The 21,119-nt window shown below is 35.1% G+C and carries 21 protein-coding genes and 1 tRNA gene; 9 read left to right on the forward strand and 13 right to left on the reverse strand.

From position 1 onward, the window contains the following. Positions 1-6 precede the first annotated feature (6 nt). The gene (locus tag D778_RS08725; protein WP_007649757.1) at positions 7-891 is read left to right on the forward strand and encodes a pirin family protein; all 885 of its coding nucleotides are present in this window, start codon (positions 7-9) and stop codon (positions 889-891) included. A gap of 269 nt (positions 892-1,160) precedes the next feature. Continuing rightward, positions 1,161-2,255, forward strand: a complete 1,095-nt coding sequence (locus D778_RS08730; protein ID WP_007649759.1) for a mechanosensitive ion channel family protein — start codon at positions 1,161-1,163, stop codon at positions 2,253-2,255. A 27-nt stretch (positions 2,256-2,282) separates the two neighbouring features. Here D778_RS08730 and D778_RS08735 read toward each other — a convergent pair whose 3' ends face one another. The 6 genes from D778_RS08735 to D778_RS08760 form a co-directional block, all read right to left on the reverse strand. After that, positions 2,283-2,558 carry an ATP-dependent Clp protease adaptor ClpS gene (locus D778_RS08735; RefSeq protein ID WP_007649761.1) on the reverse strand — a complete coding sequence of 92 codons (276 nt, stop codon included), beginning with the start codon at positions 2,556-2,558 and terminating at the stop codon, positions 2,283-2,285. 19 nt (positions 2,559-2,577) lie between these two features. Beyond that, positions 2,578-3,414, reverse strand: a complete 837-nt coding sequence (prmA, locus tag D778_RS08740; protein WP_040491962.1) for a 50S ribosomal protein L11 methyltransferase — start codon at positions 3,412-3,414, stop codon at positions 2,578-2,580. A gap of 57 nt (positions 3,415-3,471) precedes the next feature. Then, entirely contained in the window at positions 3,472-4,221 is a 750-nt protein-coding gene (gene tpiA, locus D778_RS08745) for a triose-phosphate isomerase (protein WP_007649770.1), read from the reverse strand. A gap of 7 nt (positions 4,222-4,228) precedes the next feature. After that, entirely contained in the window at positions 4,229-5,305 is a 1,077-nt protein-coding gene (locus D778_RS08750; protein WP_040491930.1) for an ABC transporter permease, read from the reverse strand. A 97-nt stretch (positions 5,306-5,402) separates the two neighbouring features. Next, positions 5,403-6,497: a BT_3928 family protein gene (locus D778_RS08755; protein WP_007649774.1), complete on the reverse strand. Its 1,095-nt coding sequence runs from the start codon at positions 6,495-6,497 to the stop codon at positions 5,403-5,405. Positions 6,498-6,563: 66 nt separating this feature from the next. Beyond that, the gene (locus D778_RS08760) at positions 6,564-7,103 is read right to left on the reverse strand and encodes a DUF1599 domain-containing protein (RefSeq protein ID WP_007649776.1); all 540 of its coding nucleotides are present in this window, start codon (positions 7,101-7,103) and stop codon (positions 6,564-6,566) included. A 149-nt stretch (positions 7,104-7,252) separates the two neighbouring features. Here D778_RS08760 and folP point away from each other — a divergent pair, with 149 nt between their 5' ends. The 3 genes from folP to cdaA are packed head-to-tail and all read left to right on the forward strand — an operon-like array spanning position 7,253 to position 9,566. After that, on the forward strand, positions 7,253-8,080 hold the full coding sequence (gene folP / locus D778_RS08765) for a dihydropteroate synthase (RefSeq protein WP_007649777.1): 828 nt from the start codon (positions 7,253-7,255) through the stop codon (positions 8,078-8,080). Further along, positions 8,077-8,745 (forward strand): hypothetical protein, encoded by a 669-nt coding sequence (locus tag D778_RS14195; RefSeq protein ID WP_155949929.1) that lies wholly within the window; start codon positions 8,077-8,079, stop codon positions 8,743-8,745. The genes folP and D778_RS14195 overlap by 4 nt, the downstream gene beginning before the upstream one ends. A gap of 35 nt (positions 8,746-8,780) precedes the next feature. Continuing rightward, positions 8,781-9,566: a diadenylate cyclase CdaA gene (gene cdaA / locus D778_RS08775; RefSeq protein WP_007649784.1), complete on the forward strand. Its 786-nt coding sequence runs from the start codon at positions 8,781-8,783 to the stop codon at positions 9,564-9,566. 35 nt (positions 9,567-9,601) lie between these two features. Here the strand turns inward: cdaA and D778_RS08780 are convergent, their stop codons facing one another. Further along, the gene (locus D778_RS08780; protein ID WP_007649787.1) at positions 9,602-11,365 is read right to left on the reverse strand and encodes an ABC transporter ATP-binding protein; all 1,764 of its coding nucleotides are present in this window, start codon (positions 11,363-11,365) and stop codon (positions 9,602-9,604) included. 24 nt (positions 11,366-11,389) lie between these two features. Further along, complete coding sequence (gene truA / locus D778_RS08785) at positions 11,390-12,139, reverse strand: tRNA pseudouridine(38-40) synthase TruA (protein WP_007649788.1); 750 nt, start codon at positions 12,137-12,139, stop codon at positions 11,390-11,392. Between the two features lie 108 nt (positions 12,140-12,247). Here truA and D778_RS08790 point away from each other — a divergent pair, with 108 nt between their 5' ends. Beyond that, positions 12,248-12,742, forward strand: a complete 495-nt coding sequence (locus tag D778_RS08790) for a metallophosphoesterase family protein (protein WP_040491932.1) — start codon at positions 12,248-12,250, stop codon at positions 12,740-12,742. A gap of 150 nt (positions 12,743-12,892) precedes the next feature. Here D778_RS08790 and D778_RS08795 read toward each other — a convergent pair whose 3' ends face one another. Beyond that, positions 12,893-13,303 (reverse strand): DUF4293 domain-containing protein, encoded by a 411-nt coding sequence (locus D778_RS08795; protein ID WP_007649791.1) that lies wholly within the window; start codon positions 13,301-13,303, stop codon positions 12,893-12,895. A gap of 201 nt (positions 13,304-13,504) precedes the next feature. Here D778_RS08795 and rho point away from each other — a divergent pair, with 201 nt between their 5' ends. After that, entirely contained in the window at positions 13,505-15,166 is a 1,662-nt protein-coding gene (rho, locus tag D778_RS08800; protein WP_007649792.1) for a transcription termination factor Rho, read from the forward strand. 134 nt (positions 15,167-15,300) lie between these two features. On the opposite strand, the gene rpsT is transcribed toward rho, so the two are convergent. From rpsT to proS, 3 genes are all read right to left on the reverse strand, one after another. Further along, complete coding sequence (gene rpsT / locus D778_RS08805) at positions 15,301-15,552, reverse strand: 30S ribosomal protein S20 (protein WP_040491933.1); 252 nt, start codon at positions 15,550-15,552, stop codon at positions 15,301-15,303. A gap of 27 nt (positions 15,553-15,579) precedes the next feature. Next, positions 15,580-15,651, reverse strand: a tRNA-Glu gene (locus tag D778_RS08810). A gap of 192 nt (positions 15,652-15,843) precedes the next feature. Further along, on the reverse strand, positions 15,844-17,322 hold the full coding sequence (proS, locus tag D778_RS08815) for a proline--tRNA ligase (protein WP_007649798.1): 1,479 nt from the start codon (positions 17,320-17,322) through the stop codon (positions 15,844-15,846). A gap of 100 nt (positions 17,323-17,422) precedes the next feature. Here proS and D778_RS08820 point away from each other — a divergent pair, with 100 nt between their 5' ends. Then, the gene (locus tag D778_RS08820; RefSeq protein WP_007649800.1) at positions 17,423-18,436 is read left to right on the forward strand and encodes a hypothetical protein; all 1,014 of its coding nucleotides are present in this window, start codon (positions 17,423-17,425) and stop codon (positions 18,434-18,436) included. A gap of 25 nt (positions 18,437-18,461) precedes the next feature. After that, positions 18,462-19,997 carry an OmpP1/FadL family transporter gene (locus D778_RS08825; protein WP_007649802.1) on the forward strand — a complete coding sequence of 512 codons (1,536 nt, stop codon included), beginning with the start codon at positions 18,462-18,464 and terminating at the stop codon, positions 19,995-19,997. Between the two features lie 402 nt (positions 19,998-20,399). On the opposite strand, the gene D778_RS08830 is transcribed toward D778_RS08825, so the two are convergent. Then, the coding region (locus tag D778_RS08830) for a T9SS type B sorting domain-containing protein (protein ID WP_238307634.1) at positions 20,400-21,119 on the reverse strand (720 nt) is incomplete at its 5' end.

The following is a 21,119-nucleotide window of genomic DNA, read 5'->3' on the forward strand; positions in this document are numbered from 1 at the left end:
CATAGTATGTCAAACATCAAACTTATTATAGAAGAACGAGCTGCCAATATTGGTAAATTTATGGTAGGACGTTTATTGCCATTTCGCCAAAAACGAATGGTTGGGCCTTTTATTTACATTGACCATATGGGACCCGTTAAATTAAACGAGCGCCAAAACTTTGATGTGTTGCCACATCCACATATAGGGCTTTCAACACTTACATTTTTATTTGAAGGTAGCATTATGCATCGCGATACGCTTGGAAATGAAATAGAGATAAAACCAGGTGCTGTCAATTGGATGACAGCCGGAAAAGGAATTGTACATTCCGAGCGAACTCCAGAGTATCTGCGAGACTCGCCACTATACATGCATGGTTTGCAAATTTGGGTGGCTTTGCCAAAAGATTTGGAGCAAATGGAGCCACAATTTTCACATATTGAAGAAAAAGACATTCCTGCATGGACCGATGGCGACCTGCAGTTTAAACTAGTGGCTGGCGAAGCTTTTGGTAAAAAATCGCCAGTACCTATTTTTAGCAACCTGTTTATGCTAGAAATAAAAAGTAAAACCAAACAAGTGGTAAATATTGGTAATGCACTTTATGGTGAAGCTGGATTGTATATTTTAAATGGTGCCATTGAGAGTGAGGGAAACATTTATGAACCCAAACAATTGCTGGTGGCAAAAGACAGCACTCTTTGCGAATTTACAATTCAGGAGAACAGTACCATTTATATTTTTGGAGGAGAGCCTTTTCCCGAAGAACGCTTTATCGATTGGAATTTTGTGGCTTCAGATAAAGAATTAATTGAAAAAGCCAAACAAAAATGGAAAGATCAAGCCTTTGATAAAATTAAAGGAGACAACACAGAATATATCCCGTATCCTAGCATTAAAAGAGCATAACCACTAAGCACATCCAAAACTACCTTAGATATGTTCCTTAATAAGCTTTTTAAATAATTGCTGTGACATTTGTTGAAATTTCAATCAATGCACTTCTAAATAATTATTGGATCAGGATAATGTGTTGAAGTGTTACATTTTAATAACAACTTATTTAAAACCTATCTTGAAAATTTTTAAAAGGTAAAAAGCATTTAAATACATTTAAAATTCAAAATTAAAAGAATAAATTAGTCATCTGTTATATTTTGTACACAGGAATTATCCATATGATAGAGTTTATAGAAACACACAAACAAGATATTATTTACAGTATAACTGTAATTGCTTTAATATTTGCTTTAAGGATTTTAACCAATAGACTACACCTATGGTTGATTAATGAAAAAAAACGAAAGTTTCCAAACGATCCTCCTAGAGCTTCCAATTTATTAAAGAGAATCTTAAACACGCTTTGGTTGGTTTTGGGCATTATTGCATTAAGTTATCTTTTTGTTGAAAACCAAAACAAAGGGGTAATTATAGAAAACTTTAAAACAGCTCTTTATATAGGCATTGTCCTGGCCATTACCATTATTGTGGCAACTACGGTTAATTTGTGGTTTAAGATAGATATCAAGAAAAAAATAGAAAATCAACACGATCCCACCAGTTTTAAGTTTTTAAGATATGTGGTTCTTGCTGGCATCTATTTTATTGGGGGCATGCTTTGTCTTTTGGCTTTCCCTTCCTTAAAAGGCGTTGCACAAACGGCTTTGGGTGGTGCCGGAGTCATAACCCTAATTGTAGGTATATCGTCGCAAGAAGCTCTGTCCAATCTTGTGGGAGGCTTGTTTATAATTTCCTTTAAACCTTTTAGAATTGGGGACAGGGTAAAAGTGACAGACACCATGGTTGGTACAGTAACAGATATTACTTTACGTCACACAGTGATTAGAAATTTTGAAAACAAGATGATTGTAATTCCAAATTCCATAATTAACAAAGAAAAATTGATTAATTATGATTTGGGTGAGTTAAAATGTTGCGAACGCATTGAAATAGGGATTTCTTATGATAGTGACATCGATTTGGCCAAACAGATAATGAGGGAAGAATGTGAAAATCATCCCTTGATATTAGACAATCGAACAGAGCTGGAGAAAATGGAAGGTTTGCCAATAGTAAAAACGGCCTTGACACAACTAAATGATTCTTCCATGACTATAAGGGCCTGGTCTTGGGCCAATAATTATTCCGATGCCTTTACTTTAAGATGTGATGTATTGGAAAGCATAAAAAAACGTTTTGATAAAGAAGGTATAGAAATTCCATTCCCTTACAGAACCCTTGTTATGAAAAGCGAAAAAACTGCTAAGGAATAAAGTCTTTTTTGAATTTTATTTTGAAGTTTAAACTATTTCTGCACTTAAACCTGCATCCAACAACATGGAACACCTTGGCTCAAGTTCTTTGTATGCGCCAGTTTTAACTGTACATTTACCTTTGTAATGCACAATTATGGAACATTGTTCGGCTTGTTCCGGCGTGTGTTCACAAGCATAAATTAAAGTGTTAATAACATGATCGAAGGTGTTTACATCGTCGTTATATAAAACAATCTCATTGTTTTTTTGTTCTAAAGTATCAACACTACCTTGTTCTTGTATTTTTTCTTTAGTACTCATGGCTATTCCTTTTAAACTACTAATTTAAAAATTTTAAAGCAACCCATTGGTTTTTTTCAATAGTTTCAACGAGTTTTAAGTGATGTTTATTGCATGCTTGTTCAATAACCGGAATATCATCTACATAAAAACCACTTAAAAACAAGGTGCCATTTGCATTTAAACTTTTCACATAGGCTTCCATGTCATTTAACAATATGTTTCTATTGATGTTTGCTATAATCACATCGTAAGACCTCCCTTCCAATAGATTTGCATCTCCTTCACATACTGTTATGTGTTTACAGTTATTTCGATCCACATTTTCCAAACTGTTCAAATAACACCAATTATCGTAATCTATGGCATCTATTGGCTTGGCTCCTTTCATTTCTGCTAAAATGGCTAAAACCCCTGTGCCACAACCCATATCCAAAACCGATTTTCCATCAAAATCGTTTTTTAAAATATGTTGAATCATCATGTGCGTGGTTTCATGATGACCAGTTCCAAAACTCATTTTTGGTTCTATAACAATATCAAATTTTGTATCAGGTTTTTCATGAAAAGGCGCGCGAACAGAACATTCATTTTCAACCACAATAGGGCTGAAATTCTTTTCCCATTCTTGGTTCCAGTTTACTTGTTCTATTTCTTCAAATGAATAATTTATCTCAAATTCTTCTGAATTCAAAATCTGGATATCCTCTAAAATAGCATCATACCAGTCATCCTTTTGAATATAAGCTGTCACGCCTTCTTCGGTTTCCACAAAACTTTCAAAGCCTGCATAACCTAATTCAGCTATTAAAATTTCAGTAGCTGGCCGCAAAGGATTTACCTTAAAATAGTAACCAATATATATAGTATTAGACATAATCATTATTAAGTTTCATAGAGATTCGAACAGAATCACAAAGTTTCACAAGGTTTCTCAAAAAGCATTAACTATGCTGTAAAAATCTTCAGCATTTAATGCTGCTCCACCAATCAAGCCTCCATCCACATCTGGTTTTGAAAAAATTTCTTTAGCGTTACCAGGTTTTACAGATCCACCATATAAAATAGAAACTGTATTTGCTGTTTCATCACCATATTTTTTGGATAATGTTTTTCTAATAAAAGCATGCATGTCCTGAGCTTGTTCTGGACTTGCCGTTTCACCTGTTCCAATAGCCCAAACAGGTTCGTAAGCCAAAATAATATGTTTAAAAGCATCTGCTTGTAAATGAAACAGGGCATGTTTAATTTGGGCTTCCACGACAGTTTCTTCCTTTCCCGATTTTCTATCAGCAAGTTCTTCTCCAAAACAAAAAATAACACGCATATTGTTTTTTAAAGCTGCATCTACTTTTTTAGCCAACAAATCATCGGTTTCGTTAAAATAAGCGCGACGTTCGCTATGCCCTAGGATAACGGTTTGCACACCAACACTTTTAAGCATGTCTGCACTAATCTCACCTGTGTAGGCACCAGATTCGGCAAAGTGCATGTTTTGAGCAATAACTTCAATGTTTGATTGTCTTAGGGCTTCAAAAGCATGCCAAAGATTTGTAAAGGTTGGTGCAATCATGACCTCAGCATTGGACGTTTGCGATTGCTTTTTAAGTTCAGTGATTAATGATTCTGTCATAGCTAAATCATTATTCATTTTCCAGTTTCCTGCAACAATGTTTTTTCTCATAATTCTTTTATTCTAAAGTTACTTTAGGGTCCAACCAAGCATAAATAATATCCACAAAAATATTGATAATTATAAACAACAAGGCTATAATTAACACAGAACCCATGATTACTGGTAAATCCAGTGTGTTTAAAGCATTTACTATTTCTTTCCCCAAACCATTCCATCCAAAGATGTACTCTACAAAAACAGCTCCAGCCAACATGGAGGCAAACCAACCAGAAATAGCAGTAACTACTGGGTTTAGAGCATTTTTAATGGCATGTTTTCTAATAATTTGAAACTCGCTTAAGCCTTTAGCCCTAGCTGTACGAATATAATCTTGATTGAACACTTCCAACAACGAATTTCGCATGAGTTGAATAACCACAGCCAAAGGGCGAATGCCCAAAACTATGGCTGGTAAAATTAAGTTTTTCCATTGAATGTGCATGGCTTCGCCATAATCGTCCAATTCGTATAAACTGCCTGTCATTTCCAAATGGGTATATTTATGAAGCACAAAACCAAACAACCAGGCAAATAAAATGGCACTAAAAAACGAAGGTACGCTCATACCAATTGTACTAACTATTTGAATGGCTTTGTCTAACCAAGTATCTTTGTACAATGCCGAAACCACGCCCAATACCAAACCTATTAATAGGGCAATACATATGGCACTTACTGCCAACACAAAGGTATTTGGAAGTGTTTCTGCCAACACCTGACTCACCTTTTTGCCTTGTTTGGTAAAGGATTCCCTTAAATAAGGTAATTTTATAACAGTTGTTGTATTTCCTATTGAAAATAAGGATATTGCTGAATATTTCCCTTCTCTTAAATAGGTGTAATCCGTTTTTGTTTGCGAATGAAACGAGATTGGCGATAAATCGTTTAAATAATAAAAATACTGCGTACTAATGGGTTTATCGAAACCATATTTTTGCTTAACGAGCTCCAATTGTGCACTGTCTTCGTTTTGACCAAGCATCATTTGTGCCGGATCTCCAGGAAGTACATTAAATAAAAAGAATATCACAGTAACTACTCCAAATAGAGTGAGCAAAGCATAAAAGGTTTTATTTAATATATAGCTTATCAGGCGCTTTGTTGTTTGTTATTGTGTTATTAGCCAAAACTCTTTTGCCAAGGCGCAAGTTCTAGCATTTTTTTTGAAAACTGTTTCTTGAAATTACAAACTAAAGGTTTATATCTTCCAGATCGTTCCAATGTACTTTTTGTATAACCGTTCCTTTTTGCAATTTTAAAATTCCTGGACTGGAACGAACAACTGTTTTTAGGGCTTTTTCGTCACAAAGGAAAAAGTCGAAATTAAGCTTGTATTGGTCTTTCATGCGTTGTTTGGCTTCTTCTCCTGAAGCTGTCATCCCAATTACGGTATACCCTTTTTTGAGTGCTTCGTCTGAAAATGCTTTTAATTTTACCACACCTTCTTTTTCTGCAGTGTCCAGATTGTACATCACGATCATTATGAGATGGTCTTCATTCAAATAATATTCGGTAAAATCTTCGTCTTCGGTTTCTATGGAAAAGTCTTTTACTGGAGGATCGTATCCTTCTTCAATAATTTTGGTTTCCACACCTACATATTCGCCATCCACTTCTGGGTAGCTTCCATTGGTAACGAATTCTTTTTCTTCGCCATTCACCTTAAAGGTCCAAGTAAATTCCTGTACAGGTTTTGGCGCATCTTCTGGAACAATCATCCCATCCATTATGTTCTTGCCTACGGCATACGCTCTAAAATCTATAGATGGCAAGTGCATCAGCACATGGTAACCAAACCATAAACAACCTATAAAACTTAATAAAGCCACAACGGTTAAACCCAATTTACTGAAAATAGGTTTGATGTGTTTTACGCCAAAAAACAAGATTAAAATAAGTATGAGCAACACAACATCTTTGGTAAAACTTTCCCAAGGCGTTAATGGAATGGCATCTCCAAAACAACCACAATCCTTTACTTTTTCGAAATAAGCTGAATAAAATGTCAAGAAAGTGAAAAACACAATCATTCCCAACAAACTCCAAACTGTAAATTTTGGTTTGTAACCTATAAGCAGAAAAACCCCTAAAATAACTTCAAAAATGACCACAAAAATGGAAATCCCCAATGCATATGGTTCCAAAAATGGAATGTTCAACACATCTGCACTAAAATATTCTTGTAGTTTATACGAAAACCCTAAGGGATCATTGAGTTTAACAAATCCTGAGATAATGAATAATACGCCTACTAAAATTCTACTGATGTTTACTATGTATTTCATGTTTATATATTTGAGATGCTTCACTTCGACTGCGCTCAGTGCAGGCTAGTTCAGCATGACATTTGTTTATTTATTATTTAAATGAATCAAAGCAAAAACTGCATAATTAATCATGTCTTGATAATTGGCTTCAAGACCTTCGCTCACTAAAGTTTCTCTTTTATTTTCTTCAATTTGTTTAACTCTCAGTAACTTTTGAAGAATCAGGTCGGTTAAACTACTAACTAGCATATCTCGCCAAGCTTCGCCATAGTCATGGTTTTTGTCCATCATAAGCTGTTTGGTTACAGCCACCTTTTCATCATATAATTTTATGGCTTCATCTATGGAAAAATCCGGTTGCTCAACCACGCCCTTTTCCAATTGCACCAACGCCATTACACAATAATTAACAATACCTATAAACTCACTCTCTTGACCTTCGTTAACTTTTTGCACCTTGTTTTCTTGCAAACCACGAATACGTTTTGCTTTAATAAAAATTTGATCTCTAAGCGATGGCAAACGTAAAATACGCCAAGCACTACCGTAATCCTTCATTTTTTTAATGAATAAGTCTCTACATGTTTTTATTACAGCGTCGTATTGTTTTGAAGTATCTTGCATGGATTAAAATGAATTTTGCGTAAATTTCGCTTAAATAATTCAGAGTTCAAAGTTCCTTAAGGAATGTTTTTATTTTGTCACGAATACACGAATGTTTTATTGTGATTATATTAATTTTGCTTTATTAATTTTGAACTTGAAATACTTATATGACTATTAATTGCAAAGGCAACCTCATTGATTTATCCACTCCAAAAGTCATGGGAATTTTAAACCTGACACCAGACTCCTTCTACGATGGTGGCAAATACAAAAACGAAAGCGACATTCTTTCCCAAGTTTATATCATGTTGAAATCTGGAGCCACTTTTGTTGATATTGGCGCTTATAGTTCCAGACCAAATGCAACACATATTGAAGAAGCTGAAGAACTAAAACGCTTACTGCCCATAATTTCTTTAATTATAAAAGAATTTCCAGAAATTTTAATTTCCATAGATACTTTTAGAAGTCAGGTAGCCAAACATGGTATTGAAGCTGGTGCTGCATTGATTAATGACATTTCTGCCGGAAAATTGGATGAAAACATGCTTCCTACAATAGCAAAACTTAAAGTGCCCTACATTATGATGCACATGAAAGGGACGCCACAAACCATGCAACAGCAAACCGACTACAAGAATCTTATGAAAGATATTTTGTTCTATTTCTCTGAAAGAATTGCCAAAGCACATGCCCTGGGAATTATAGATGTGATAATAGATCCAGGTTTTGGGTTTGCAAAAACCACAGAACAGAATTTTGAACTTTTAAAGCACCTGGAACTTTTAAAAACACTGGACAAAGCTATTTTAACAGGCCTCTCCAGAAAATCCATGATTTATAAAACTTTAAAAAACGCTCCCAAAGATGCCCTAAATGGAACAACCGTTTTAAACACAGTTGCCCTACAGAAAGGAGCCTCCATTTTAAGGGTTCATGACGTTAAAGAAGCCATGGAATGTGTAACCCTATTAAACCAACTAAAAGCTGTATGATGAAACATTTATATATCGTATTCCTGTTATTGTTCTTATCCTGTAACAACAACAAAGTAGTACAACTTCCAGAGATGGAACAAGCAGACATCACTGAAATTATTGATGTCTCTCCAGCTTATTTGTTTTATGATGAAACCAAGAAAGACAGTATAGAACTTAACAGAAAGACACTTATAAGTACCACAAACTGGCTGGTAAATGTAGACAAACGCTTAACCTTGAAACAAGCAATTCCAAAGATTAAATTTTTGCAGGACAAAAAGCGCAATGCAGAAATCCATAAAAACGATGCTGCCAAGAATTATTACACCTGTCATGACACCAGTATCAACAACCTAGGTTTTATTGAGTTTACAAATGTATATTACAAAGAAAAACAACCTGAAAACCATAATTTAAAACCCAATGAATACCTTATGGTTTGCCAAACACCTTTAAACATAGAAGTTATTGGTTTGGATATTGACACTTTAAAAACAACTTTAGTTACTTTTTCAAAAGACCTAAAACGTCTATTCCCATCCTTTAACGAAACAAAGACCTTACAATTATTTTTAAACAACAAACTTAGTTTTCAGGACTATATTGGTATTAAATCCAAATTAAATAAATTAAAAGAAGAGGAACTAATAATTGCCAACGATGAGTTTCTCTTTAATTAACTATATTTTGCTAAATTTACCAAAACACCAAACGCTTGGAAATTTTTAACGACCTATTAAAATTTACTGTTATAGACATTATAGATGTGTTACTTGTAGCACTTCTACTCTATTATGTATATAAGCTTGTTAAAGGCACTGTGGCTATCAATATTTTTATTGGTATCGTGATTATATATTTTATTTACCTTCTTACCGAAGCCTTACAGATGAAAATGTTAAGCAAGATTTTGGGAGGGTTTATGAGCGTTGGGCTTATTGCCTTGATTGTGGTTTTCCAGCAGGAAATCAGGAAATTTTTACTAATGGTAGGCTCTACCAATTTTAGCAAACGCAGGAAATTCTTTGGACAGCTTAAATTCCTAAAAACCGAAACTGACAATAAAACAGATGTTGATGCCATTGTTGCTGCCTGCAACAAAATGTCTTCCACAAAAACTGGCGCTCTAATTGTTTTTGAATGCAACAACAATCTGGATTTTTTGGTAAACACTGGAGACGAAATGAGTATAAAAATCACACAACCCATTATAGAAAGTATTTTTTTTAAAAACAGTCCGTTGCATGATGGAGCTATTATAGTGGTTGACAATATAGTAAAGGCCACAAGGGTTATTTTGCCTGTAAGCAACGAAAAAAACTTACCTCAACGGTTTGGCTTAAGACATCGGGCAGCTGTTGGCATCACAGAAAAAACAGATGCCTTGGCTTTGGTAGTGAGCGAAGAAACTGGCCAGGTTTCTTATTTTAAGGATGGTGAATTTATTATGTTCAAGGACATGCAAGAGTTAACACAACTTATCAAGAAAGACTTGGCTTAGTTTTTAATAAAAAGTAACTTTTTAAATTTTATAATCTACAGCACTTCTTCTTTTAAAAACTGAACTTCGTATAAATTTCTATAAAAACCATCTTCAATTTTAAGCAATTCTTGATGTGTGCCAATTTCCACTATTTTTCCTTCATCCATAACTATTATCTTATCTGCTTTTTTAATGGTAGCCAATCTATGTGCAATTACTATGGATGTTCTGCCTTTGGTAATTTTATAGGTGGCGTTTTGAATAAGTTGTTCGGAATAAGAATCTACTGAAGATGTCGCTTCATCCAATACCAGAATACTTGGATTAGTAACATAAGCCCTTAGAAAAGAAATCAGTTGTCTTTGACCAGAAGATAACATGGCGCCTCTTTCTTTTACATTGTAATGATACGCATTTGGCAAACTCATAATAAAGTCATGAATTCCTATATCTTTTGCTGCCTGTTCAACATCTTCTAAGGAAATGTTTGGGTTATTGAGTGTGATATTGCTTAAAATGGTATCGGCAAATAAAAATACGTCTTGCAATACAATAGCAATTTGGGTCCTTAAAGAAGCCAGTTTTATCTCTTTGATATTAATATCGTCTATACAAATGGTTCCTTTTTGTATATCGTAAAATCTATTGAGCAAATTTATAATGGTGGATTTTCCTGCTCCTGTTGCTCCAACTATGGCAACTGTTTCACCCACTTCCACATCAAAAGAAATGCCTTTCAGTACTTCTTCGTCTTCCACATAGCTAAAACGCACCTCCTTAAAAGAAATATGACCCTTGAAATGAGAAACTTCCAAAGTGCCATGATCATCAATTTGCGATGTAGTTTCCAAAACCCTAAAAACCCTTTTGGCTGCTACCATTCCCATTTGCAGCGTATTAAATTTATCAGCAATTTGACGCAAAGGCCTAAAGAGCATTGGTATCATCATGATAAAAGCCGTTAAATCACCCAGACTGGCTGTTTGGTCTATAACGGTGTTCAATCCGCCATACCAAGCAATAAGTCCAATGGTTATCGAGGAAGACAGCTCTGCAATTGGAAAAAAGATAGAGTTGTACCAAACCGTTTTTAGCCAACCTTTTTTATGTCGTGAGTTTATTTCTTGAAACTTTTTATATTCGGTTTCTTCCCTTGTAAACAACTGAAGGATTTTCATTCCGGTAATACGCTCCTGTACAAAAGAGTTTAAATTTGAAACTTCGGTTCTCACTTCTTCAAAAGCCCGTTTCATGTATTTTTGGAACAACCTGGTTGCATATAGCACTAGTGGCAACATTAAAAAGACTATAAAACTTAGTTCCCAATTCATGTATAGCATGACAATGGAGACTACCAACATGGTTAGCAAATCCCTAAAAATCATAAAAAACCCTTCGCCAAAAACATCTGCAATACGCTCCATATCAGTAACTGCCCTAGTTATTAAAACACCTACGGATGAGTTATCGAAATATTTCATCCTAAAACGAATCATATGATCAAAGAGCTTGACACGAATGTCTTTAACCACACTTTGACCCAAATAACCTGAATAGTAGATAAACAATAACTGACAAACAACTTCTGCTATTAAAAGTGCTGCCATGATTAATATATAAGGCAAAAACCCTTCTATGGTTTTGGTTGCAATTTTTTGATCTATGGCTTGTTGTAAAATATAAGGTCTTAATGCGCCAAAAATGGCAAGAAGTATAACAGCTACAAGCACGCCAATAAAAATGTGTTTGTAAGGCTTAATAAACTTTAAAAGTTTTTTAAACAAATCTATTTCCAATATGGTATCTACTTTGCTCATATATTCCCAATCCTGGAATGTTTCTTAGTTATTTAATTTAATGGTTTCCGGATAAGTCACTTCTGTCAGATACAAACCATGCGCAGGAACAGAAAACCCAGCTTCACTCCTACTTTTAGAAGCTATGATGCTGTGCAAATCTTCTACCTCCAGTTTCCCTAAACCAATGTTTAGTAATGTGCCCACAATGGCACGAACCATATTTCTTAAAAACCTATCTGCTTTAATGGAAAATTGCAGTTCGTGACCTACCAAATTCCATTCGGCTTCCATGATATTACAATAATACGTCTTTACATCTGTATTACTTTTGGAAAAACATTGAAAATCTTTATGACCCAATAATAATTTTGAAGCTTGTTGCATCTTGGGCACATTTAAATGTTGTTTAACATAATAAGAGCCATTATAATTAAAAACATCTTTTTGTAAAGAGATACGGTACACATATGCACGACTTAAGGCATGGAACCTGGCATGAGCTTCCGGTTGCACCTGAAATAGGTTGTGAATGGCAATATTATTTGGCAAAAAAGAATTCAATTTATAAATTAAATCTTCTGTTTTAAAGTTGGATTCGGTATCAAAATGTGCAAACATTTGTTTGGCATGTACTCCAGCATCCGTTCGGCCTGCGCCAACAATGGCAATAGTGCTGTTCAGCAAAGTGGACAAAGCGTTTTCTAAAACTTCTTGTACAGAAATGGCATTGGGTTGATTTTGCCATCCATGATAATCTGTTCCGTTATATGAAAGCTCTAAAAAATATCTCAATGTATTATCCTACTTTTGTGAAAAGCAAAGATAGAATTTTAATCGGTCTTGAAATTTCAAATAAAAGTTAAATAATAAATGAGGTTCCCATTTTCATGGGATGTACACATGAAAAAAATACTCTTACTTTCCGATACACATGGTTATATAGACGATGCCATTTTAAAACATGTCTCACACGCTGATGAAGTATGGCACGCTGGAGACATTGGCGATTTAAACGTAACCAACCAAATAAAAAAACTTAAACCTTTAAAAGCTGTATTTGGAAATATTGATGGCCATGAAGTTAGAGCAGAATTCCCTGAAAACAACAGGTTTATGTGTGAATCTGTTGATGTATGGATCACCCATATTGGTGGCTACCCCAACAAATACGACATGAGAATTAGAGAGGCCTTAAGAAAAAACCCTCCAGATATTTTTATTTGTGGACATTCGCATATATTGAAAGTGATGCCAGACAAAAAACTGAACTTATTGCACATGAATCCAGGAGCTGTTGGAAAATACGGATTTCATAAAGTAAGAACCATGCTTCGTTTTGTTATAGATGGCAGCAACATAAAAGATCTGGAAGTTATAGAATTTGAAAACAGATAAGCTCTCTCCCAAAAAAATCAGGTTTCCTTGGTTTGGAAAAGTTTTATCCAAAAAATTAAAGCCGTTTAAACCTTTAAAAAAATATGGTTAAATAAAAAACCCAAGGTCTTCACCTTGGGTTTACGCACTAATACTACTAAGATGTAAGGCTTATCTTAATCTATCTACAGATTTTACAAGATCTTCATCCTTCTTAATGGCCTTGTTGGCCAAAGCCAACAACACGATAGAAATAATAGGGAGGAAAATCCCAATACCTTTCTCAGAAACTTGCGTCTCTCCAGATACATTTAGAGATTGATATAAAAATAATCCTAGTAAAAAAAAGTTTAACAATATATTGAGTCGTCCCAACATAAATTGGGATTTTCTATGTTTAAATCTTGAAATGGACAAAATAGAGAAAAAAGCAGACACCAGGAACAGTGCTAAGATGTAATTAACATCATGTGCATAAACTTTAACGTTTTCTGGGGTTGTCCACAATTCAAACACATAAATAAGTCCACCAGAAACACCAGCAGCCAGTAAAAGATATATGGTTTGAATTCGTTGAAGCATTCTTTTTTCTTAATTTGAGCAGACAAAAATAATGGTTTCTTTTTAATAAATTAACTAAAATAAATAAAATAAAGTTGTATAATTGCAATAACAAAATACAACTACCACTGTTGTAAGGTGTTAATTCTTCAGAATAAAATCAATTTTTTTTCAGAAAAAATCAATTTTAATATTTTAAAACAAATATTCAATTCAACATCAATGTTTGAAATCTCACAATTAAAAGAAATGAAGCTTCCTGAGTTACAGGAAATAGCTAAAAAACTGAACGTTTCCAAATATCGTTCATTAAAAAAACTGGATTTAGTATACCAAATACTGGATCACCAAGCTGCAAACCCAAAAGCAGTAAAAGAAGTTGTTAAAGAGGACACTAAAAAAGAAGCTCCAAAAGCCGAAGCCCAAAAGCCTCAACAGCAAAAAAAACAAAGAGAGCGCATACAGCGTCCCAATAAGGAAGCCAAAAAAAGCGACAACAAACCTCAGCAAGACACCAAAACAGATGCTCCCAAAGCTGAAACCCCAAAAGCTGACAACCAAAAACCCCAACATCAAAGTTCTTCCAAACCAACCCACAATAAAGATTCTGGCAATAAGGATAAAGCTGATCAAAAAAGCAGTTCTAAAAGCGATAATCAAAATCGTTCAAAAAAGGACAACAAAAATCAAAACCAAAACAAAAACCAAAATTCAAACAACAACGGGAACAAGGATACTAGAAATAGATATCGCGAACCGGATTTTGAGTTTGACGCCATTATAGAAAGTGAAGGGGTTTTGGATGTAATGCAAGATGGATATGGTTTTTTACGTTCTTCAGATTATAATTATTTATCCTCTCCAGATGATATTTATGTATCTCAATCCCAAATCAGATTATTTGGCTTAAAGAAAGGTGATACCGTTCTTGGAAACGTAAGACCACCTAAAGAAGGCGAAAAGTATTTTCCCTTAATTAAAGTGATCAAGATTAATGGTTTAAACCCAGAAGTGGTTAGGGACAGAGTGTCTTTTGAACATTTAACACCACTTTTTCCTCAAGAAAAATTTAATATTGCCGAAAGACAAAGCACCATTTCAACAAGAATTATGGATTTGTTCTCTCCTATAGGAAAAGGTCAACGTGGTATGATTGTTTCGCAACCTAAAACTGGTAAAACCATGTTGCTTAAGGATGTGGCCAATGCCATTGCTGCCAATCATCCAGAAGTTTATCAAATGATTTTGCTTATAGACGAACGTCCTGAAGAGGTAACAGACATGCAACGTAATGTTCGTGGCGAGGTTATTGCTTCAACTTTTGACAAAGAAGCACACGAACATGTAAAAATTGCAGATATCGTTTTGGAAAAAGCTAAAAGATTGGTGGAATGTGGTCACGATGTTGTAATCTTACTTGACTCCATAACACGTTTGGCCAGAGCATACAACACAGTACAACCTGCTTCAGGAAAAATATTAAGCGGTGGTGTAGATGCCAATGCCTTACACAAGCCAAAACGTTTCTTTGGTGCTGCCAGAAATATTGAAAATGGTGGATCTTTAACCATAATTGCTACAGCATTAACAGAAACAGGCTCAAAAATGGATGAAGTGATTTTTGAAGAGTTTAAAGGAACTGGAAACATGGAACTGCAATTAGATAGAAAAATCTCTAATCGTAGAATTTTCCCTGCAATTGACCTGACTTCTTCAAGTACCAGACGTGATGATTTATTATTGGAAGAAAACACCATTCAAAGAATGTGGGTCATGCGTAAATATCTAGCAGATATGAACCCTGTGGAAGCCATGGAGTTTATTAATGAAAGATTTAAACAGACCAGAAATAACGAAGAGTTCTTGATTTCAATGAATGGGTAATATTTTTGAAACAACAAATAACAAACAAAGCCTTGGTTTCCCAAGGCTTTTGTTTTGTTCATCCTAATGTATTTTAAGCACAAAAAAAACCTTTCAAATTGAAAGGTTTTTAAAAAAGTTATCTTAAGTGCTTCTTATAAAGAAGCCACGTGTTTGGACAATTTAGATTTTAAATTAGAAGCTTTGTTAGCATGAATAATGTTCTTCTTTGCTAACTTATCAATCATAGATACAATCTCTGGAAAGAAAGCCTCAGCCTCAGATTTAGATTCCATATCACGTAATCTCTTAATAGCATTACGTGTTGTTTTATGCTTATATCTATTTCTTAAACGTTTCGCTTCGTTACTTCTAATTCTCTTTAATGCTGACTTATGATTTGCCATTATATTATCTTTCTTTTATAAAAATTGTAGCCCGTAGGGGAATCGAACCCCTCTTACCAGGATGAAAACCTGGCGTCCTAGCCGATAGACGAACGGGCCATTTTGTTTTGAGTGCGCAAATATATAATTATATATTTAAACTTGCAATACTTTTCAAAATAACTAACAATGTTTCCATTGTAAACCTTCCTGACATACTTATTAACTTTTATGTCATTCAAGCGGGTGCAAAAATACAACTATTTTTAAATGTTGCAATACCTTGTTGTATTTTTTTTGAAAAATTTTTTATTAATATGCTTTTGCGAACAACACTCTACCTTTTGAAGGTTTTCCTGTATAGACACAAGTTCCATTTTCTGCTATCTCATCTATTGGGATACATCGTATGGTGGCTTTTGTGAGCTCTTTGATTTTGGCTTCGGTTTCTGCTGTTCCATCCCAATGAGCAGAAATAAAACCTCCTTTTGTTTCCAAAACAGTTTTAAAATCATCAAAACTATCCACTAAAGTTATGTGGGAATCCCTAAACTCCAAGGCTTTTTTGTATAAAGAATTTTGTATCTCAATCATTAATCCTTCAACAGTAGATGTTAAGGTATCCAATGCAATAACCTCTTTTGTAAGCGTATCCCTTCTTGCCAATTCCACAGTTCCATGTTCCAAATCCTTAGGCCCAATGGCTATCCTTAAAGGCACTCCTTGCAATTCGTGTTGTGCAAATTTGGCTCCAGGCCTTAAGGTTGTTCTACTATCAAACTTTACAGAAATGTGTTTGGCATTTAAATCGCTCATCATTAAATTTGCAAGTTTAGTAATTTCTTCTAACTGCTCATCTGTTTTGTAAATAGGAACAATAACCACTTGATTAGGAGCCAAATTTGGAGGTAACACCAATCCTTTATCATCACTGTGGGTCATGATTAAAGCTCCCATAAGTCTGGTAGAAACTCCCCAAGATGTTGCCCAAACATAATCTTGTTTCCCTTCTTTGGAAGTAAACTTCACATCGAATGCTTTGGCAAAATTCTGACCTAAAAAGTGTGATGTTCCTGCTTGCAAGGCTTTACCATCTTGCATTAAAGCTTCAATACAGTAGGTTTCTACAGCACCTGCAAAACGTTCACTTTCTGTTTTTACGCCCTTAACAACTGGAATTGCCATAAAGTTTTCGGCAAATGTTGCATAAACATTGTTCATCAATTCTGCTTCTTTAATAGCTTCTGCTTTGGTTTCATGAGCTGTATGTCCTTCTTGCCATAAAAACTCGGCTGTACGCAAAAACAATCGCGTTCTCATTTCCCAACGCACCACATTTGCCCATTGGTTTATTAACAATGGTAAATCCCTATAAGATTGAATCCATCCTTTATAGGTGTTCCAGATAATAGCCTCACTAGTTGGCCTTACTATAAGTTCTTCCTCTAACTTTGCCTCTGGATCCACACGTAACTTCCCAGGATTCTCAGGATCATTTTGTAATCTGTAATGAGTAACAATGGCACATTCTTTGGCAAAACCTTCGGCATTTTTTTCCTCGGCTTCAAACAAGCTTTTAGGCACAAACAAAGGAAAATAGGCGTTTTCATGACCGGTTTCTTTAAACATACGGTCCAATTCGGCTTGCATCTTCTCCCAAATGGCATAGCCATAAGGCTTAATTACCATACATCCTCTAACGGCAGAATTTTCCGCAAGGTCAGCCTTAACAACAAGTTCGTTATACCATTTAGAATAGTCTTCTGCTCTACTTGTAAGATTTTTACTCATATTCAGGGTTTTGGCACAAATATTGTGATTATGTTAAATATAAAAATAGTTGCGCAAAACTAACTATTTTTGTTATGTTCAACAATTAAAATCAAGAGATATGCAAATAAATAACTCCTTTTTAACTAAAACACCATATATAGCTGTTTTTAGCTTGTTTGCTGTTTTGGCATCTTGTGGATCATCGCAATATGCCGTAAATGACAATGATGGTATTTATAGCTCAGACACACCTGTTGAATATCAAGAAGGTGCCGTTACGGTTACTGAAAAAGAAACCAGCAGTCAAACCTTTTATAAAAATTACTTTAAAGAAAAGTCTTTGGAATATCAGCTCCCTGAAGAAGAAAATGAAGATGCTATTTTTACAGATGTTGATTCCTATGAAGGGGAATATGCTGTAGCTCAAGACACTTCTGATGTGGAGTATCATAGTTATGCAGGTTGGGGTGAAGACAGCAATGACATTTCCATTACCATTAGCACCGGGTTTAACTATGGTATTGGCTGGGGCTATAACCCATGGTACTCTCCATATTATTATGGTGGATACTATCCTTATTACGGTTTTGGCTGGGGCTATTACAGTCCGTGGTATCCGTATCCTGGTTACCCGTATTATGGAGGTTATTATGGTGGATACTATGGTGGTTACTATGCTTATGGAGGTAGAGGTTTAGCCTACAATTATGGCAGACGTGGAAATTACTATTCAGGTAACTATTATAACAACAGAACCAATAATTACTATAATTCCAGAACTAGAACAACACGTTCTAATCTGGGATATGCCACTCCAAGAACAAGAAGCAATTCCGATACTAGATCAAATACTACAGTTAGACCAAGAACCAGGGATAATTCAACGGTTAGTCCTAACTCCACAGTAAGACCAAGAACAAGAGACAATTCTACTGTGAAGCCAAATTCTACGGTAAAACCTAGAACAAGGCCACAATCGAATAACGTTACGCCTAGGCCAAGAACAAATTCAACTCCAAGAACAAATTCTCCTAGCAGATCTTATTCACCAAGTAGATCTTCTGGTAGTTCACCATCCTTTTCATCTGGAGGGGGAGGAAGAGTTTCTGGTGGTTCTAGAGGCAGAAGATAAAATTGACTAAAAGAAAAAGAAAAATATGAAAAAGTTACTTTTACTATTCGTAGGCATTCTTTCTACGGGTATTATTTACGCCCAAGATGTTACAGACGCTGTTAGATACACACAGGATGAAATTCAAGGAACTGCAAGATATAGAGGCTTAAGTGGCGCGTTTGGCGCTTTAGGGGGAGACATGAGTGCTGTAAGCATAAATCCAGCCGGTTCAGCCATATTCAATAATAGTCATATATCTTTGTCTCTATCTAATAACAACATAAAAAATGATGTTCAATACTTTAATGGTTTCAATACCTCTAAAGAATCGAACATTGATTTAAACCAAACTGGTGCTGCGTTTGTTTTTTACAATAGAAATTCAAATTCAGATTGGACAAAATTTGCGTTTAGTGCAGCCTATGATAAAGTTCAAAATTACAACAACGATTGGTTGGCATATGGTACAAATTCAGCCTCCATTGATAGATATTTTTTAGATATTACGGAAAAACAAGCTATTCCTTTTGGAGTGTTGAAACTGCAACCAGGAGAATATATTGAAGAAGCTTATGCAGATATTGGTTCCAGCCCTGCATATGGATATCCTGTTCAGCAAGTGTTTTTAGGGTACTGGGCAGGGATTATAGACCCGGTGAATCTAGACAACAGTACCAATGATGATGAAACCAACTATTTTTCAAATACAGCTCCAGCAGATTCATATTACCAAGAATTTTATTATGCTTCTTCGGGTTACAACGGAAAATTCTCTTTAAATTTTGCCACTTCCTATAAGGATAGATTATATCTTGGTATTAATTTGAACTCCCATTTTATTAATTATGATAAGTTCACAAGCTTCTATGAAACCAATAACGATCCAGATTCCTTAACAAAGAATATTGTTTTCGAAAACTGGCTTTCTACTTATGGTTCAGGTTTTTCATTTCAACTAGGTGCCATAGCGAAAATCACCAATGATTTAAGGTTGGGGCTTTCCTATAATTCTCCTACATGGTACCGAATTGAAGAAGAATTGATTCAAGGTATTGATTCCAACATTGCAGATCCAGATATAGGTTACATCTCTAACATTATCAATATTTACCCTTCTTATAATCTTCAAACTCCTGGAAAATTCACAGGTAGCTTGGCTTATATTTTTGGTGAATACGGATTGATAAGTTTTGACTATTCCTTAAAAGATTACAGCAACACTAAATTCAAACCAACATCCGATGCCTATTTTGCAACACAAAACAACGCTATAAACAATCAACTAACCACTGCTTCTACCTATAAAATTGGTGGTGAAATAAGGTTGAAACAACTTAGTTTAAGAGGTGGCTACAGATTGGAAGAAAGTCCTTATAAAAATGGTAACACCTTAGGAGACCTAAAAGGTTATTCTTTAGGGTTGGGTTATAGTTTTGGAAGCTTTAAATTGGATTTGGCTTTTGATCAAGCCAAACAAACTGCGGAATATAGATTATACAACAACTCTGGTTTTCCTAGCAGCGCTTCTTTGGATTCCAGATTTACAAACGTGACCGTTACTGCTGCATTTAACCTTTAAAAACGATACAATTTTATTATAAATTAGAACTCAGACAATGTCTTTATTGTCTGAGTTTTTTTTTAAAATAGTTCATTGTTATATACCTAAATTTTATTTTTATATTACATATTAAATCATCATCAATAATGCTATAAAGTAAAAATGAATTGCTTTTTATGGATTACAGATTAAATCATGAATATTAAACAGCATTTAATTAACATCAACATCTTTTAACTTAATATACTACTTAAATTAAACTCCATATAATCAAAGCTTAAAAAGTTAAATAAAATTAATTTAGTTAAACAATGACTTTTTATGAATACGTATATAGCAAAAGCATGAAAAAAAACTCAGACAAGATATGTTTTGTCTGAGTTTTTTTTGTTTTATATCGAGAGAAATCCTTTCTGACCCTTACCTCTTTAAACTAAAGTGTGCCTTAAACTGCTTTTGGGCCCCTTCGCTTTCGCCCAATTCCCTGTAATCTATGGTGAACCAATAGTCACTTGACGGCATCAATTCGCCATTGTAGGTACCGTCCCATCCCGGACCGGTCGGGCTTAACTGCTTTAACAGCTTGCCATATCTATCGTAGATGAATATCTTGGCATCCAATTGGTTCTCTATCCCAAATACCTGCCAAGTATCATTATACCCATCATTGTTGGGCGTAAAGAACAATGGGTAATCCATAACAAGCACCATGTCGCTCGCCACACCACATCCATTGATGTCCCTGGCCTGGACCACATGCTCCCCAAAAGGCACGTTAGAAAAGGTATAGGTGTTGGTATTTGGCTCGTTGCTCACCCAAGGACCATTGTCCATACTGAACTCAAATATGGCAGCACCATCACCAATTGCCGTTACCTCTATGATGTGATTATCTGCAAAAGCCTCGGTGGCAACCGTTGCTGTTACGGTCGGTGGTGAGCTCAATTGAACCACTGCCGTATCTGTACTTGTGCACCCATTGGCCAAATCTGTTACCACTACGGTATATGTACCCGCTACTTGTGGCGCGTAACTCGACCCGTTGCTTATAATGGTCGATGGGTCACCTGCTTCGGTCCACTCAAAACCATATAACGTTGAACTTAGACCGGTATCCATTAACGGGGCGCTTATCACCTC

Origin of the sequence: Xanthomarina gelatinilytica (genome assembly GCF_000348685.1) — a bacterium.
Taxonomy (GTDB): Bacteria; Bacteroidota; Bacteroidia; order Flavobacteriales; family Flavobacteriaceae; genus Xanthomarina; species Xanthomarina gelatinilytica.